The organism is Paenarthrobacter histidinolovorans, assembly GCF_014647595.1.
Lineage (GTDB): Bacteria > Actinomycetota > Actinomycetes > Actinomycetales > Micrococcaceae > Arthrobacter > Arthrobacter histidinolovorans.
The window spans coordinates 491710-507447 of sequence record NZ_BMPM01000003.1; the positions used below are offsets into that span (position 1 = coordinate 491710).

Here is a 15738-nt window from a genome sequence, read left to right on the forward strand (position 1 = left end):
CGGGCAACCCTCTGGAAAGGACCCCCATCAATGTCCGCTGACCGTCCCCTCAAGGTAGCGCTGTTCGGCTCAGGCCGCATTGGCCAAGTCCACGCCCGCAACATCCTGGCCAATCGCGGGCTGGAATTGGTTGCCATCGCGGATCCGTTCATCGAAGGCGCACAGGCTTTGGCCGAAGGAACCGGCGCCGTGGCTGTCACAACTGCTGATGAGGTCTTTGCCATCGACGGCCTGGATGCTGTCATCATCGGCTCGCCCACCAACACCCACGTCGACCTTATTTCACGGGCTGCGGCAAACGGTGTGGCAGCGCTGTGCGAGAAGCCGATCGACCTTGATCTCGACCGCGTCCTGGCCTGCCGGGACAGTCTCCGTGGCAGCGAAACCCCGCTCATGCTCGGCTTCAACCGCCGCTTCGATCCAAACTTCTCCGCTGTCCAGTCCCGCGTGTCAACGGGAGAAATCGGCAAGCTGGAGCAACTGACGATCATCAGCCGCGACCCCGCACCGGCGCCGGCCGCTTACATCGCCAATTCCGGCGGTATCTTCCGGGATCAAAGCATCCACGACCTCGACATGGCGAGGTTCTTCGTTCCGGACATCATCGAGGTTTCCGCGACCGGTTCGAACTTGTTCTGTGACTACATCGAGGAAGCCGGCGACTTTGACTCTGTGGTCATCACCTTGCGAGGCCGTGACGGGGAACAGATCACCATCATCAACTCCCGCCACAGCGCTTTCGGCCATGACCAGCGCCTCGAAGCCTTCGGCAGCGAAGGCATGCTCACCGCAGGCAACCTCACCCCCACCAGCGTGCGGAAGTTCACCGCTGCGGGCGCGGAAGAAGCCGACCCATACCTGAACTTCTTCCTGGAGCGTTACGCAGAGGCCTACCGCAGCGAGCTGGGCAGCTTCGAAGCGGCCGTCCGCACCGGCACGGCCTGCAGCCCGGGATTCGACGACGGGCTCCAAGCACTCCTGCTGGCGAACGCGGCCGAAGAGTCCGCGCGCTCCGGGCGTGTGGTCAAGATCGGGCAGGCCTGACAATGGCACTCCTTAAGGACAAAGTGATCCTCATCAGCGGAGGCACCCAGGGACTGGGAGCCGGCGTGGCACGGCGCGCAGCTGAGGAGGGAGCCACTGGAATTGCCGTCACCGGCCGGAATGCCGACTCGGGCGAGCAGCTCGCTGCCCAGATCACAGCCACCGGGGTGGAAACCCGGTTCATCAAAACAGACCTGACTGACGTCGAACAGGCCCGGAACTCTGTCCTGGAAACGGTGTCGGCGTTCGGACAGCTCGACTGCACGGTCAACGCGGCCGGCCTGACTACCCGCGGCACCATGCTGGACACCACGCCCGAGCTGTTTGATGCCCATATGGCGGTGAACCTGAAGTCTCCGTTCTTCATCATGGCCGAAACCATCAAACATCTTCGCAGCAGGGGTGTTCCCGGAAGCATCCTGAACGTCATTTCCATCGCGGAACTGGGCGGACAGCCGTACCTGGCACCCTACGTAGCGGCGAAGGCGGGTTTGGCGGGCGTTACCAGGAACGCTGCCCACGCCCACCGCTGGGACAAAATCCGCATCAACGGCCTGGACATCGGCTGGACCGCCACCGACGGCGAAGCCCAAACACAAAGGAAGTTCCACGGTGCGGGGGATGACTGGCTTGAGAAGGCCAACGCATCCGTCCCCATGGGAAAACTCGGCCAAGTGGACGAGATCGCCGAATTCATTGTCTTTCTCCTCTCCGACAGGAGCGGTGTAGTCACAGGGTCAGTCATCGACTGGGACCAGAACGTACTTGGAGGATCAGATTGAGCACTATCACCAGCCGTCTTGCCGCAGCACCCATCTCCTGGGGAGTTTGCGAAGTCCCCGGATGGGGCCACCAATTGGACGCGGACAAGGTGTTGTCCGAAATGACCACCTTGGGCATCACAGCCACCGAATTCGGGCCGGCCGGCTTCCTGCCCGAACAGGCTGCCAGGCGTGCAGAGGTCCTGAAAAAGCACAAGCTGCAGGCCATCGGAGGCTTCTTCCCGGTCATTTTGCACGATCCGTCCAGGAATCCCCTGGAGGTGGTTGCGGCTGAGCTGGATGCCTACGAGGCCGCAGGAGCCAGCATCATGGTGCTCGCAGCGGAGACCGGGGTTGCGGGATACGACCAGCGCCACCAGCTCGACGCCGATGGCTGGGACCTGTTCGGGAGGAACCTCGACGCCGTGGTCAAGGCCGCTGCAGACAAGGGAATCCAAGCGGTGGTCCACCCTCATGTGGGCACCATGATCGAGAGCACGTCAGATGTGGACCGGGTCCTCAACGACACGTCAGCCAACCTGTGCCTGGATACAGGCCACCTGCTGATCGGAGGCACCGACCCCGCCCTGCTGGTTCGCGACTATGCGGCCCGCATCGGCCACACCCACCTCAAGGACGTGCGGACTGCCGTAGCCCGGCGCGTCCAGGCCGGCGAAATCTCCTACACCGACGCTGTCAAAGCAGGCATGTACGTACCCCTCGGGCAAGGCGACGTCGGCATCGCCGGGATCGTTCGCGACCTGCTGGACGCTGGCTACCAAGGCTGGTTCACCATGGAACAGGACACTATCCTCGAAGCCGCACCCACCGACGAAGGCCCGGTCCGGGACGTTCGCCAGTCCGTCGACTTCCTGCGTCAACTTGATGCGGAGATCGGAGGATGAGCGCGGTCCGCTGGGGAGTGCTGACAACGGCACGGATCGCACAAGGACGCTTCCTGCCGTCCATGACCAGGGCCCGGAACGCAGTTGCATCAGCCATCAGCAGCCCTAACGGCAAGGCTGCTGAGGTCGCTGAACGGTTCGATATTCCCGCTTCCTATGATTCACACGAGGAGCTCCTGGCTGACCCAAACATCGAAGCCGTCTACCTGCCGTTTCCTAACTCACTGCACGCCGATTGGATTGTTGCGGCCGCCGAAGCAGGGAAGGATATTCTCTGCGAGAAGCCGTTGGTCGCCAACACCCACGACTACCGCAGGGTCATCGAAGCGTGCGAACGCAATGGCGTGAACCTCATGGAAGCGTTCATGTATCGCTTCCACCCGCAGCACCAGAAAGTACGGGAGTTCATCGATTCGGGCAGGATCGGCGAGCTGGTCTCCATGCATGCCCGCTTCCACTTCGCCATGGACCGAACCGGCGGTGAGGTCCGGCTCCAGCCGGGCATGGACGGAGGTGCCCTCAACGACGTCGGCTGTTACGCCGTCGACATCATGAACATGGTCATGGGCCGGGCCCCGGAGTCCGTCTACGGGAAAGGAACGAGCCGAACGGACGCAGTGGAAACCACCGTGGCCGCGATCCTTGATTACGGCGACGTCCTGGGCACGATGGATTGCGGTTTCGAAGGTCCACGCACCCACACCTTCCAGGTCATCGGAACCAAAGGCCAGATCACCCTCGATAAGGCCTTCGACCCCGACGCTGGCGAAATAGCACGTGTCACCGTCTCCTTGCGCGACGGGCGAACCGAATCATTCGACATCGGCGAAGACCAGTTCAAAACCGAAATCGAACGGTTCAGTGCCTGGGTGCGGAACTCCGGCCCCGAAGTCATCCAACGGGAACTGACCGAACAGAACCTTGCCGTCCGCCTGGCCCTCCAGGAATCACTCGCCACCGGCCTGCCCCGCACAGTCAACGATGTCCACGCCGGGCAGCACCACCTACTTCAGGAGCAGTAAATGACCATCATCAACCACTTCATCAGCGGCTACGAGGCAGCCGGCAGCGGCAACACGACCAAACCGGTCTTCAACCCGGCCACTGGAGCGGTGACGGCGGAGCTGCGCTTGGCCAGCGCCGCCGACCTTGACACGACGGTCGCTGCAGCGAAGAAGGCTGCTGAGTCCTGGGGCGATATTTCCCTTGCAAAGCGCACCGCCGTTCTCTTCAAGTTCCGTGAGCTTGTGGCATCCCACGTCGAAGAGCTCGCCCAACTGATCACTTCCGAGCACGGCAAGGTCCTCAACGATGCCAAGGGCGAGATCGGACGCGGCCTCGAAGTTATCGAGTTTGCATGCGGCATCCCGCAGCTGCTCAAGGGGGAGTATTCCGACCAGGTCTCTACCGGGATCGACGTCTTTTCCTTCAGGGAGCCTGTGGGCGTCGTCGCTGGCATCACGCCGTTCAACTTCCCGGTCATGGTGCCGCTCTGGATGGCTCCGATGGCGATAGCCACCGGTAACGCCTTCATCCTCAAGCCCTCCCACCGCGTGCCGTCCGCAGCCATGCTGCTGGCCAATCTGTGGAAACAGGCCGGCCTGCCTGATGGAGTGTTCCAGGTCCTGCACGGCGACCGCGAAGTGGTCTCCGGACTGCTGACCCACCCGGACGTGGATGCCATCTCCTTCGTGGGTTCCACACCCGTGGCCAAGCACATTACCGAGGTTGCGACTACGCATGGCAAACGGGTCCAAGCCTTGGGCGGGGCGAAGAACCACGCGATCGTGTTGCCCGACGCCGACCTTGACAACGCTGCCGACCACCTGGCTGCTGCCGCGTTTGGTTCCGCCGGGCAGCGATGCATGGCCATCTCGGTTGCCGTTGCCGTCGGCGATGCCGCTGACCTGCTCGTCAAGAAGGTCGGAGAGCGGGCCCTCGACGTCAAGGTCAAGAACGGAACCGAAGCCGATGCTGACATGGGCCCGGTGATCAGCCAGGAATCCCGCGATTTCATCGTCAAGACCGTCACTGAAGCTGAACGGGCCGGTGCGGCCATGGTGGTTGACGGACGCGACCTGGTAGTTCCTGGCCACGAGGAAGGCTTCTGGGTCGGCCCCACCGTCATCGACCATGTGAAGACTGAAATGAGTGCCTACCAGGTAGAGATTTTCGGACCTGTGCTCGTGGTGGTTCGGGTGGCCGACCTGGAGGAAGGCATCAAGTTGATCAACTCCAACCCCTACGGCAATGGCACCGCGATCTTCACGTCTTCGGGTGCCGCCGCGCGGAAGTTCCAGCGCTCCGTGGACGTAGGCATGATTGGCATCAATGTGCCCCTGCCCGTGCCGGTGGCCTACTACTCGTTCGGCGGCTGGAAGGCTTCTTTATTCGGCGATAAGCACATTTACGGACCCGAGGGTGTCTCGTTCTACACGCGCGGGAAGGTCATAACCTCCCGCTGGCCGGAAACGAACCACGCATCGGGCGCCTCGTACAACTTCCCATCCAACTAGCTCCACCGAATGCCAGGGTGGCGATCCCAGAGACGTGAAGGGATCGCCACTTCGGCAAGTTCTTATCAATGGCTTGTCGGGGTGCTGTCCGACCATTGCTGAGTGGTCGCAAGCGCGCGCCTTACGGCGTGTCGGGTCAGACCGAAGAGATAAATGGCTCGTTCACTTCAGCCTGCTCGTCGGCGAGGGGACTACGTGCTGTCTCCGCGCTCATCAGCAGGCCCACCAGGGACAGTACGCCGATGCCCATCAGGAAGAATGCTGGCGAACTCGGGTTGCCTGTCGTCGCGATGAGCCAGGTGCCGATAAGCGGCGCGACGCCGCCGAAGAGCATGGCGCCAACGTTGAACGGCAACGCGAATCCGAGGTAGCGCGAGCGGGTGCCGAACAGCTCCGTGAAGAAGGAAGGAAACACTGCATCGTTCATGGCGAAGAACATGAGCGAGACGATGAGGACCGCGGAGGCGAGGACGATGCCTCCGAAGGAAAGCAAGGTCATGATCGGGTAGCTCAAGATGATGAAGGCGATACTCGAGATCATCAGCGTGCGCTTGCGACCGATCCGGTCGGACAGGCGCGCGGCAAGGGGAATGAAGACGATGTGCGCGACGAGGCCGATAGTAACAACCAGTGTTGCGGTTGCCTCGCTCATCCCGGCCTCTTCGATGAGGAACGAAGGTGTGTAGCTGAGCAGGAGATAGTAGGCGCCGGCGTTCAGTGACATGACCAGCAGTGCCTTGACCATGGAAGGGAGGCTCTTGCGCGTCTCGGACCAACGGCTGGCTGCCGGGCGCTGATTAATCGTGAGCTCCCGTTGCTTCTTTTCGAGTTCCATCACTCGGCGGAACCGGGGGGTGTCTTCAAGGCGCAATCGGAGCCAGAGGCCAACGATTCCGAGCGGTCCTGCGATCAGGAACGGAATTCTCCAGCCCCATTCCTGCATGAATTCAGGGGAGGTTCCGGCATAGAGCACGGTGGTCATGAGCGAGGCTGTCAGGAAACCCGCGGCCGCTGCGATGGGTACAACACTGGTGAGCAGGCCGCGCTTGGCTGGGGGAGCATATTCGGCGATGAAAGTCCCTGCTCCGGCGTATTCGCCGGAGGCTGAGAAGCTTTGCGTGACGCGAAGCAGGAGGAGCAGAATCGGTGCTGCGACGCCGATGGTCGCGTAGTTCGGTATGAATCCGATCAGGAAGGTTGCTCCGGACATGAGGATGATGGTGGTGGCCAGGATGCTCTTGCGGCCGATTTTGTCGCCGAGGCTTCCCCAGACCAAGGCGCCGAGTGGACGGACAAGGAACGATAGCGCGAAGACTGCGAAGGTACTCATCAGTGCAACGGCTCGATCTTCCGGGGGGAAGAACACCATGGCGATGGTGGTTGCGAGATAGCTGTAGCTGGCGTAATCGAAATACTCCAGCAAGGTGCCGAGCCCGCTGGCTATGACGACTCGTCTGAGCACGGTCCGGGGGACGGAATCTGTAGTGGCAACGGTTGTGGGCATGATGGCGTTCCTCGTGTGAGTACCGGATCTTTGCGGTGGGGTCCGCAGGATGTGACGACCATCATGGCAGCTAAGCAAGCACTGGAATATGGCCCAAGGGGCGAACATCGACTCTTCGTTATGGACCTGAGGGTGACGTATCTGTGCCATCGCGGAATCCTCGTGCTTTGAAGGCCAGCCAGAGTTCTGTCTGGGCATCGATTCCGTCCAGGTCATGCCCGGTGATTTGGACGATCCGCTGCATCCGGTTTCGTATTGTGTGGCGGTGGACGCCCATGCGTTCGGCTGTCGCCTCGATGGATCGTCGTTCGAGAAGCCAGGTGTGAAGTGTGCGGAGGAGGGCTTCGCCTCCTCGTGAGATCTCAATGGGGGCCAGCACGGCGGCGGAGAATGATTCCAGGTAGTCGGATGGGGCGGCATTGATCAAGAACTCGTGCGAGGCGCCGTCGACGTACTCGATGGGCGTGCCGGCCCGTCGGCTTGCCTCAAGGGCCAGGGCTGCCTGCCTGATGCTGCGGGCTGAGTGCTCGGGCGCGCCACGGGTACCGATCCCTGTTGGGACGTCAAGTCCGTAGTCGGCGAGGGCTTGGCGGGGGTCCACGGTCGCCAGGCATTCGACGATACGGTGGCGGTGCCGGATGAATGGGGCGGCGAGGACCACCGCGAGGTCGTCGACGAGCACTTCGGCGTGTGTCTCGTTGCGGGCTTCGATGCTGACACCGCGAAGGGTGCCTGAATTCATACCGATGCTCCGGAGGAATGTCCGGGCGCTGCCGGGCTCCGTGAGTGTCAGGAGGCGGGCAAACCGTTCAGCGCGTTTCCGGCGTGCTGACTCGTCGAGGAACCAGAGGCGTTCGAATTCCAGGGCCAGCAGCGAGCGCAGCGCCGGGGCGGCGAGCTCAGCGGTTTCCTGGCCGGTCGGGATGCGGACACAGAATCCGCGGACAGTGTCGTTACCGGCAAAGGGAAAAATTTCGACCATCTGCCCGGTGTGGGCGGATACGACGTCGGGTTCTGCCTCCAGGGTGGTGACGGATAGGTTGAGATGCTCTCCGAGGCGGGGTGCTTCGTGGCTGGCGAGGCGTTTGCCCAACGGAGCGAGCAGGCTGGCCGGGAAGGCCGTGCTTCGGGACATGACGCGTCCGAGCCGGTCGAACACGGCTACGGGTTCATTGGTTCGCTGCCGCCAACCGGCAAGCAGGTCCCCGAAAGACCCTCCCCGTGCCACGATTGCGGTGATCTCCATCTGGAGTTCGAGAGGCCGTCTGTACGCGTCTCTTTGCGACTCTGCGTGCAGGCCAGTGACCGCATGTGCGATCCGTCCGATCTCGGCAGAGTCGGCGGTCAGCAGCGGCAGATCAATTTCTCCGGCCAAGCGAAGCAATTCCGCCGGAAGTGCCTCGAATGCGGCCCCGCTGCCGAGGCCGATGATGAGCCCTGCGGCGCCTGCGGCCTTGGCCTCCGTAAGGAGGGCAGTCCATGCCGCCCAATCCTCTCCAAGGTGCCGTCCACTGGTGAACACCAATTCCCCGCCGTGCAGTTCTGGAACCGGACCATGCCGCTCGATTGCGAACGGAATGCCGACTGCTCTATCTACGCCGGTGCCTCCGTGCGCCATCCTCAGCCCAAGCTCCTTGGCCATAGCCAGCTTGGTGACCGTGAACATCCCTTTATCAAATGCCATAACCCCATGCTAATAACGGAGGCATGACCAAAACTATACGACCCGGCCACTATCTACTCCTTGGAGTGTACGGCCGGGCGATGGGCTTGTCAGGATGGGATCGTTAGTCTGATTCGCAGCAGGCCGCGACCAGCGTGCCGAAGACCCACCTGCGAATGGAGAAAACAATGATTGGCCAGAATGAGTACTTTGAGGGGCAAGTGCGCAGCCTTGAGTTCAAGAACGAACAGGGCAACTTCACGGTCGGAGTAATGGAGCCCGGTGAGTGGAAGTTCGAGGCGCCCGTCAAAGAGTGGATGCATCTCGTCCGTGGAACCTGGGACGTGCAGCAACCCGCAGGGCAAGGGGAGTGGACAACCTACAAGGAAGGCGAACTATTCGAGGTTCCAGGCGGCACCGACTTCACGGTCCGCGTAAAAGACACCGTCGCCTACCTCTGCCCCTACACCGGCGAGTTCCTCGGGCACTTGGACATGTAGCATCCGCAACTGCCTGAGCACTGGCACAAATGAGTATGTGCTGCACTTACCTCAACAAAAGGAGCCTGGCGCCAAGCCGGGCTCCTTTTGTTGCAGCCGGGCTGGCCTTTACCTCCATGACTGAGTGCCGTACGCATCGGTAGCGTGGCTCGACGGCTCAGTGAACAGTTCGCCAAGCCGCTGGTCAGTCAAGGTCCGTTCCGGCTGTCTCGAGGTAGATCCTGACTGCATCGATCAAGTGGCCGATGTGTTGATGCATCAGCTGGCCCGCCAATGCTGCGTCCCTCTGTACCAAGGCCGCTGCCAGTTCTGCATGGTCATCCGCCTGTTCGGAGACGACCTGAGAGTTCAAGGAAACCTCTTCGAGGACGCTGGTCAGGTTGGGGTTCGCTGGCTCAATCAACAGGTGTGCCATCGACTCAAGGATCCTGTTGTGGGTCGCCGCTGCAACAGTGCGGTGAAACAACGTGGAGGAGTCTCTGTTGGGGGTTGCGCCAGCGTCTACTGCATCGCGGTGGCTCGTGGCCTGGCGTGAGATCTCTTCGAGGTCCTCGTCCGAGGCGTTCTCCGCCGCCAGTCGTGCACCTTCGGATTCGACCGCGCGGCGGACTACAAGGATGTCCAGGAGTTCGCTGAGGTCGTTTGTGCTGGCAGCCCTGACCAGATTCGCCCCATTTTCCTGCGCACGCAGCGCAGCTCTGAGTTCCTCAAGCCGTTGCTGGCCAAGTTCAGTCACCACGCGGCCCTGCTTTGGGCGGGGAATGAGAGTGAGGCCCTGCTTGTCGAGGGAACGCAGGAAGCGGCCGGCCGTCGCCTCTGCCACATGGATGCCCGATTCATTAAAGGCCTCCGCCAAGCGGGAGGAGCCTACGGGTCGCTCGGACTCACGGATCAACGTGAGAGCCAGAATCTCCATCTCAAGATTTGGCGATGTCATCAAAAGCCCCCTGTCCCGCGGCGTATGAACGTGGCCGCCCGCACGGAACTTATCTTCCCACAATCCCGACGTGGGCCTTCTTTCCCACGACTGTTGACGCGCTATCGTTTCTACTTCATCATTGGTGATGAAGATAATTCTAGCGGGGAATACCTCGATGCGAAGTGTGGGTGGGTTCAGTGGAGAGTTCACGTAGTGATGCAGGGCCCGTCAGGGACTTTGTCGGTTATGGCCGACGGAAACCCCGGGTGCGATGGCCGGAGAACGCTGCAGTAGCGGTGAACTTCTGCATCGCCTATGAAGAGGGCGCCGAGCGGAGCGTTGTCGATGGTGACCTGCGCGGCGAAAGCCTGGGTCCGGGTCGCGAGCCTAAGCCCGGGCATCGTGACCTTGCTGTGGAGTCCATTTATGAATACGGAAGCCGCGCAGGGATCTGGCGGATCGCCGAGCTGTTGGATGAGTACAGTCTTCCGGCCACCCTCTTCGCGCCTGCAGTCGCTTTGGAGAAAAATCCGGAGGTCTGCCAGTGGGTGACCGAACGTGGTCACGATATCTGTGCTCATGGCTGGCGTTGGACTGACCCCGCGGAGTTGACGCAGGACCAGGAGCGGGAGCGGATCAAGCTGGCGGTTGAATCGATAGAGCGCACATGCGGCCGACGGCCGGTGGGGTGGCGTTCACGGACGGGACCGAGCCTGGACACCCGTCGTCTGCTGGTCGAAGAGGGCGGGTTCATCTACGACTCCGATGCCTACAACGATGACCTTCCCTATTTCACGGAAGTCGGAGCCCGCGAGCACTTGGTGGTCCCGTACACGCTGACCTACACGGAGGGCCGCCTCGTTCAGCCCATGGGCTTCACCAGTCCCTTCGATTTTTGGGAGACATGCCGCCGGGGCCTCGACGAGCTCAGACGTGAGGGACAGCGGGGTTTCCCGAAGATGATGTCGATCGGCATCCACCCCCGTCACACCGGACAGGCCGGCCGAATGGCCGGAATGCGTGACTTTGTCGAATATGCACTGGGTGCCGGGGATGTGCTGTTCAGCACCCGCGAAGCGATCGCCAGGCATTGGATCCGCGAACGGCCCACCGCGGAAGCACCACGACAGGCAACAATCTTTGGAGGAGAACGATGACGCATCAGACACTTGGAACCCAACGCCGGATGGCCCACATCAACGGGACAGCGGCGGACGCGCAGAATTCGTTCGTGGTCCTGGATCCTGCGACAGGCTTCGAACTGGCTACGGTGGCGGCCTGCGGGGCCGATGAAGTTGATCAGGCAGTGAAGGCGGCACAGGCGGCTTACGATGGCGGGTGGAAACGGACGACGGCGGCCGAACGCGCCCGGATTCTGCGGAATATTTCCTCAGCCATCATGGCGAATGGCGACGAATTGGCCAGAATCGAAAGCCAGGACACCGGCAAACCCTTACGCCAAGCAGTTGTGGACGTCACTTTCGCAGCACGCTTTTTTGAGTACTACTCCAACATGGTGGAGGCCGTCTTCGGCAGCATCATCCCCGCAGCGACGGACCGCCTGACCTTTTCGGTCCGGGAACCGTACGGTGTCACCGGGCACATCACCCCGTGGAACTACCCCCTGGGTTTGGCAACCCGGACTCTCGCGCCGTCCCTCGCGGCGGGAAACTGTTGCGTCCTCAAGCCCGCTGAGGAAGCACCACTGTCTGCGCTGCGCCTTGCCGAGATCATGTCCGAAGCCGGTTTACCGGACGGCGTCCTCAACGTCGTCCCCGGCATCGGGGCAGAAGCGGGAGCGGCGTTGGCGGCACACCCCGGCCTGGGCAAGCTCTCTTTCACCGGTTCCGTGCCGGTGGGCGTGAAGATCGGGCAGGCCACAGCGGCCAACCTCGTCCCGGCCGATCTGGAACTGGGCGGAAAATCCCCCAACATCGTCTTCGGCGACGCAGATATGGACGCCGCTGCTGCGACAGTTGCGGCCTCGATCCTGCAGAACGCCGGCCAGACGTGCTCAGCCGGCTCCCGCTTGTTGGTCCACGACAGTGTCCACGATGAATTCGTCGACCGGCTCGTGCGTATCTTCCAAGGAACCACGCTCGGTCCGGGACTGGAGAACCCCGGCTTGGGTCCGGTGATCTCCCGCAAACAGCAAGCAAGGGTGCTTGATTACATCGCCCTTGGTCGGGGAGAGGGGGAACTCCTGGTAGGAGGGGGAGTGCCCGAGAGCGAGTCACTGTCCGGAGGAAACTTCGTTCTGCCCACGATCTTTGATCGCGTGGCTCCGACCGCCTCAATCGCACAACAGGAAATCTTCGGACCTGTGCTGACGGTGACAAGCTTCGACAGCACCGAAGAAGCCGTGAATCTCGCCAATGGAACTGACTACGGCCTCGTGGCAGGCGTGTGGACCTCAGATGTTGGTCGCGCTCACCGAATGATCCGGGACCTGCAGTGCGGCCAGGTCATGGTCAACACCTTCTCCAACGGTGTGGAACTGCCGTTCAGCGGGCGGAAACAATCGGGCTACGGGACGTCCAAGAGCTACGAGGCCCTGCTTGGCTACACCCAGTCCAAGGGTGCAGTGATCATGATGGCAGAACACTGATGGGCGCCTTACGGGACGGGCTGGTCGTTGCCGGCGGGCGCGTGGTGCTTCCCGACCGGATCATCGACGCCGACCTGCTGGTCCAGGACGGGAAGATCGCCGGCATCCACGAACGCGCCGCCAGCGGCACGACCGGGCAGGGCTTGCCTGGGACGTCCAACTCCCGGACGATTAACGCCCGCGGCCTCATGGTCATGGCGGGAATGATCGACACCCACGTGCACCTCAGGGACCCCGGCCATCCCCACCGGGAAACCTTCGGCACGGGCACCAGCGCCGCCGCCGTCGGCGGGATCACCACCGTCCTGGAGATGCCCTCCGGGATTCCCGCAGTCTCCGATGCCAAAAGCTGGCACTACAAGAACGACGTTGTCGGTTCCAAAGCCTACGTTGACTACGGGCTGTACGGCGGCGCCGGCCATACCAACACAGCAAAAATCGCCGAACAAGCCGCTGCCGGGGCAGTGGCGTTCAAGTCCTTCATGAACGCACCCGCACCTGGAGCGGATCCCGGATTTGATTCACGTGCCCTCCCGGACGACGCAACCTTTCTGGCAGCCATGAAGGCCATCGCTGAGACCGGACGGGTCGCCGTCGTTCACGCTGAAAGCGACTCCATCTGCGCTTGCTTGGCTGCACAAATGAAAACGCGCGGACGTAACGACCTGCGTGCACACGCCGAATCCCGGCCACCCGTAGCGGAGGAAGAGGCAGTTGCCCGAGCCATCCTTTTGGCGGGTGCCGCAGTTGCCCGGCTTTCCATTGCCCACATCAGCACAGGAGCCGCCGTTGAACAGGTACGCCGGGCGAAGGCCCGGGGACAGGACGTGACCGCAGAGGCCTGCCCCCATCACCTGTTCCACACATTGTCCAACAGCGAGCACTTGGGTCCTTATGCGAAGGTCAACCCGCCGCTGCGCGAGCATGACGACGTGACGGCTTTATGGGCAGGCCTTGCCGACGGCACGATCGACTACATCGGCACCGACCATGCCCCGTACACCATCGAGGACAAGGACAAAGGCTGGTCCGACATTTGGAGCGCACCCTCGGGAGTGCACGGGCTCGAATCCGTCGTGCCCGCGTTGCTGACCGCCGTCAACGATGGACGCCTGACCCTGCCCCATCTCACGAGGGTCATCTCGCAGAGGGCATCGCAGGTTTTCGGGCTTCATACCAAAGGCCAGCTGCGCGAGGGTGCCGACGCGGACTTCATCCTTGTGGACATGGACAGACCCGGAGTCATCGATCCCAGCGGCCAGCACTCGGTGAGCCGGGACGCTGCGAAACTCTGGGCCGGACGTTCAACCCGTGGAGCCGTGGTGGCCACGTATGTCCGCGGAACCCTGGTGGCCGAAAACGGCGAACTGCGCGGACAGCCAGGCCATGGTCAGCTGGTTCGCCCGGAAGGTCACCCATGACCACGGTGGGGATCATTGGCTGCGGCAGCGCCGGACTGGCGCTGGCCGCGCACTTGATGCAGCAAGGGACAACGGTCCGGGACATGGTGGATCAGAATCACCAATTGCTGGACAGGCTTCACCGCTCGGGAAAACTCACGATGAGCGGTCACCTGGGAAGCGGCACATTCGCCCTGCCGGAGTTGTCGGACGACTACAGCAGCCTGGCCGAATGTGACGTGATCTTCATTGCGACCACCGCCGACCGGCACATCGCCGTCGCGCGCACTCTGGCCCAAACCCTGAACCAGGGTCAACTCTGCGTACTCGTGACCGGCTACGTCAACGGGGCGGCTGCATTTGCCGGGGTGCTTTCCGACGCCGGGTTCCCGGGCGCCGACGAATCCGTCATTGCCATGAACACATCGCCACACCTTTCTTATGCATCCGGTGATGGTTCGCTGCATATCGCTGCGGTCAAAAGCTGGTTCGAAGTCTCCGGCACCACACCGGAGGCCGCCGCCAGAGGTGCTTCCGTGCTGAAACATTGGTTTCCGGCCGCGGCCGCAGCACGGCACCAGCTAGCCTCATCCTTGAACAACCCGAATCCCATTGCTCACGTCCCCGCGGCCGTGTTGAACGCCGTCGCAGCTTCCCGGGAGGCACACGGGTTGATCCCACCCCAGGGAGCATTCCATCTGGGGGACTTCGGAGCGCCGGCGCTGGAGTCGCTGCGAAATGGTTTGGACGCCGAACGGCTCGCTGTCATGAAAGGTCTTGGCATGGGCCGGTACTCCCTGAGCAGGACTACATTCGCTGCCCGCGCCTACGGGCCGGGCGCCCGGGAAACGGCACCACCCAGAATCGGACCGACCTTTCAGCGTCGCCTTGTAACCGAAGACGTCCCCTGTGGGCTCGTTCCCCTTGAACACCTCGGCCTGCAGGCCGGAATTCCGACGCCGGACATGACCGCACTGATCTCGCTGCTTTGTTCCCTGGAAGGCCAGGACTTCCGGGCTCATCCAGCTGCACGCGCCCGGACAGTCGCGCTCCGGTGCGCTGCCATAACGGGACAACCCCATCGAGAAAGAGCGCCCCTGACATGAACACACAGTCGCCGCATAACGGCAAACGCATCGTGGTAACCGGGGCGGCCCGCGGTATCGGCCGGGGGATCGCCGAACGCTTCGCGGCGGCAGGTGCGTTCGTCACCCTGCTCGACAGAGACGGACATGAAGCACAACGTGTCGCTGAAGGCATCCGAGAGGCAACGGCCGTTGAACTCGATGTCACCGACAGCGAGGCCATGAAGCACTTTTTTGCCGATGCCGGGTATCCGTTTGACGTCGTCATCGCCAACGCCGGGGTGTCCCTGCCTGGGCAGTCCGTCCTTGAGACCTCGGACGAGACGTGGGGGTGGCTGATGGACAACAACCTCAAAGGCGCCTTCAACACGATGCGATACGGTGCGGCCCGCATGCTGGACGACGGCGTCTCCGGACGGATCATCGCAACGTCCTCAGTGGCGGGCATTACCGCCGAACCCGGTTACGCCGTCTATGCCGCCGCCAAGTGGGGGCTCATGGGACTGGTCAAGTCCATGGCCATGGAACTTGCGCCCTCAGGGATCCTCGTCAACGGAGTGTGCCCTGGGGACGTTCAGACCCGGTTTCTGAGCGAAACCGCAGCCACTGACGTCTATAGCGGGGCACTCGGCCGTCCCGCCCGGATCGACGAAATCACTGGTATTTACCTGTGGCTTGCAGGCCCCGAGGCCAGCTACGCAGTAGGCGAAACCGTGGTCCTGGACGGTGGACTGTCCCTGTCCGCCATGGCCCGCTAGTTCCCGGCACCGCCTTCGGTCGAGAACCAGGAAACGCCGTTGAAACACCAGAGATACACAAAAGAAATCATTGCA

The 15738-nt window shown here is 62.3% G+C and carries 14 protein-coding genes; 11 read left to right on the forward strand and 3 right to left on the reverse strand.

Annotated elements, in window-relative coordinates:
• The first annotated feature begins 30 nt into the window (after window positions 1–30).
• From iolG to IEY62_RS10235, 5 genes are read left to right on the forward strand one after another with little or no spacing between them, the layout of a single operon-like run.
• Window positions 31–1044 carry an inositol 2-dehydrogenase gene (gene iolG, locus IEY62_RS10215; RefSeq protein ID WP_189016947.1) on the forward strand — a complete coding sequence of 338 codons (1014 nt, stop codon included), beginning with the start codon at window positions 31–33 and terminating at the stop codon, window positions 1042–1044.
• Entirely contained in the window at window positions 1041–1826 is a 786-nt protein-coding gene (locus IEY62_RS10220; RefSeq protein WP_229785216.1) for an SDR family oxidoreductase, read from the forward strand. The genes iolG and IEY62_RS10220 overlap by 4 nt, the downstream gene beginning before the upstream one ends.
• Window positions 1823–2710: a sugar phosphate isomerase/epimerase family protein gene (locus tag IEY62_RS10225; RefSeq protein WP_229785195.1), complete on the forward strand. Its 888-nt coding sequence runs from the start codon at window positions 1823–1825 to the stop codon at window positions 2708–2710. The genes IEY62_RS10220 and IEY62_RS10225 overlap by 4 nt, the downstream gene beginning before the upstream one ends.
• A complete protein-coding gene (locus tag IEY62_RS10230) occupies window positions 2707–3732 on the forward strand; it encodes a Gfo/Idh/MocA family protein (RefSeq protein WP_189016954.1) in 1026 nt (341 codons plus the stop codon). The genes IEY62_RS10225 and IEY62_RS10230 overlap by 4 nt, the downstream gene beginning before the upstream one ends.
• Entirely contained in the window at window positions 3733–5226 is a 1494-nt protein-coding gene (locus IEY62_RS10235) for a CoA-acylating methylmalonate-semialdehyde dehydrogenase (RefSeq protein ID WP_189016957.1), read from the forward strand.
• Window positions 5227–5362: 136 nt separating this feature from the next.
• On the opposite strand, the gene IEY62_RS10240 is transcribed toward IEY62_RS10235, so the two are convergent.
• Window positions 5363–6730 (reverse strand): MFS transporter, encoded by a 1368-nt coding sequence (locus tag IEY62_RS10240; RefSeq protein WP_189016960.1) that lies wholly within the window; start codon window positions 6728–6730, stop codon window positions 5363–5365.
• A gap of 118 nt (window positions 6731–6848) precedes the next feature.
• Window positions 6849–8414, reverse strand: a complete 1566-nt coding sequence (locus IEY62_RS10245) for a helix-turn-helix domain-containing protein (RefSeq protein ID WP_189016965.1) — start codon at window positions 8412–8414, stop codon at window positions 6849–6851.
• A gap of 167 nt (window positions 8415–8581) precedes the next feature.
• Here IEY62_RS10245 and ppnP point away from each other — a divergent pair, with 167 nt between their 5' ends.
• Entirely contained in the window at window positions 8582–8893 is a 312-nt protein-coding gene (gene ppnP, locus IEY62_RS10250) for a pyrimidine/purine nucleoside phosphorylase (protein ID WP_189016968.1), read from the forward strand.
• Between the two features lie 184 nt (window positions 8894–9077).
• On the opposite strand, the gene IEY62_RS10255 is transcribed toward ppnP, so the two are convergent.
• Window positions 9078–9830 carry an FCD domain-containing protein gene (locus tag IEY62_RS10255; RefSeq protein WP_189016971.1) on the reverse strand — a complete coding sequence of 251 codons (753 nt, stop codon included), beginning with the start codon at window positions 9828–9830 and terminating at the stop codon, window positions 9078–9080.
• Window positions 9831–10078: 248 nt separating this feature from the next.
• Here IEY62_RS10255 and IEY62_RS10260 point away from each other — a divergent pair, with 248 nt between their 5' ends.
• From IEY62_RS10260 to IEY62_RS10280, 5 genes are read left to right on the forward strand one after another with little or no spacing between them, the layout of a single operon-like run.
• A complete protein-coding gene (locus IEY62_RS10260) occupies window positions 10079–10969 on the forward strand; it encodes a polysaccharide deacetylase family protein (RefSeq protein ID WP_189016974.1) in 891 nt (296 codons plus the stop codon).
• Window positions 10966–12420: an aldehyde dehydrogenase family protein gene (locus tag IEY62_RS10265; protein WP_229785197.1), complete on the forward strand. Its 1455-nt coding sequence runs from the start codon at window positions 10966–10968 to the stop codon at window positions 12418–12420. The genes IEY62_RS10260 and IEY62_RS10265 overlap by 4 nt, the downstream gene beginning before the upstream one ends.
• Window positions 12420–13841: a dihydroorotase gene (locus IEY62_RS10270; RefSeq protein ID WP_189016977.1), complete on the forward strand. Its 1422-nt coding sequence runs from the start codon at window positions 12420–12422 to the stop codon at window positions 13839–13841. The genes IEY62_RS10265 and IEY62_RS10270 overlap by 1 nt, the downstream gene beginning before the upstream one ends.
• A complete protein-coding gene (locus IEY62_RS10275; protein WP_189016980.1) occupies window positions 13838–14926 on the forward strand; it encodes an NAD/NADP octopine/nopaline dehydrogenase family protein in 1089 nt (362 codons plus the stop codon). Before IEY62_RS10270 ends, IEY62_RS10275 begins: the two co-directional genes overlap by 4 nt.
• A complete protein-coding gene (locus IEY62_RS10280) occupies window positions 14923–15663 on the forward strand; it encodes an SDR family NAD(P)-dependent oxidoreductase (protein WP_189016982.1) in 741 nt (246 codons plus the stop codon). Before IEY62_RS10275 ends, IEY62_RS10280 begins: the two co-directional genes overlap by 4 nt.
• Window positions 15664–15738 lie beyond the last annotated feature (75 nt).

What these genes read in the sequence shown, in the direction of transcription:
- iolG (WP_189016947.1), top strand. Translation starts at nt 31, where the DNA reads ATGTCCGCTGACCGTCCCCTCAAGGTAGCGCTGTTCGGCTCAGGCCGC.
- IEY62_RS10230 (WP_189016954.1), top strand. Translation starts at nt 2,707, where the DNA reads ATGAGCGCGGTCCGCTGGGGAGTGCTGACAACGGCACGGATCGCACAA.
- IEY62_RS10235 (WP_189016957.1), top strand. Translation starts at nt 3,733, where the DNA reads ATGACCATCATCAACCACTTCATCAGCGGCTACGAGGCAGCCGGCAGC.
- IEY62_RS10240 (WP_189016960.1), bottom strand. Translation starts at nt 6,730, where the DNA reads ATGCCCACAACCGTTGCCACTACAGATTCCGTCCCCCGGACCGTGCTC.
- IEY62_RS10245 (WP_189016965.1), bottom strand. Translation starts at nt 8,414, where the DNA reads ATGGCATTTGATAAAGGGATGTTCACGGTCACCAAGCTGGCTATGGCC.
- ppnP (WP_189016968.1), top strand. Translation starts at nt 8,582, where the DNA reads ATGATTGGCCAGAATGAGTACTTTGAGGGGCAAGTGCGCAGCCTTGAG.
- IEY62_RS10255 (WP_189016971.1), bottom strand. Translation starts at nt 9,830, where the DNA reads ATGACATCGCCAAATCTTGAGATGGAGATTCTGGCTCTCACGTTGATC.
- IEY62_RS10265 (WP_229785197.1), top strand. Translation starts at nt 10,966, where the DNA reads ATGACGCATCAGACACTTGGAACCCAACGCCGGATGGCCCACATCAAC.
- IEY62_RS10270 (WP_189016977.1), top strand. Translation starts at nt 12,420, where the DNA reads ATGGGCGCCTTACGGGACGGGCTGGTCGTTGCCGGCGGGCGCGTGGTG.
- IEY62_RS10275 (WP_189016980.1), top strand. Translation starts at nt 13,838, where the DNA reads ATGACCACGGTGGGGATCATTGGCTGCGGCAGCGCCGGACTGGCGCTG.
- IEY62_RS10280 (WP_189016982.1), top strand. Translation starts at nt 14,923, where the DNA reads ATGAACACACAGTCGCCGCATAACGGCAAACGCATCGTGGTAACCGGG.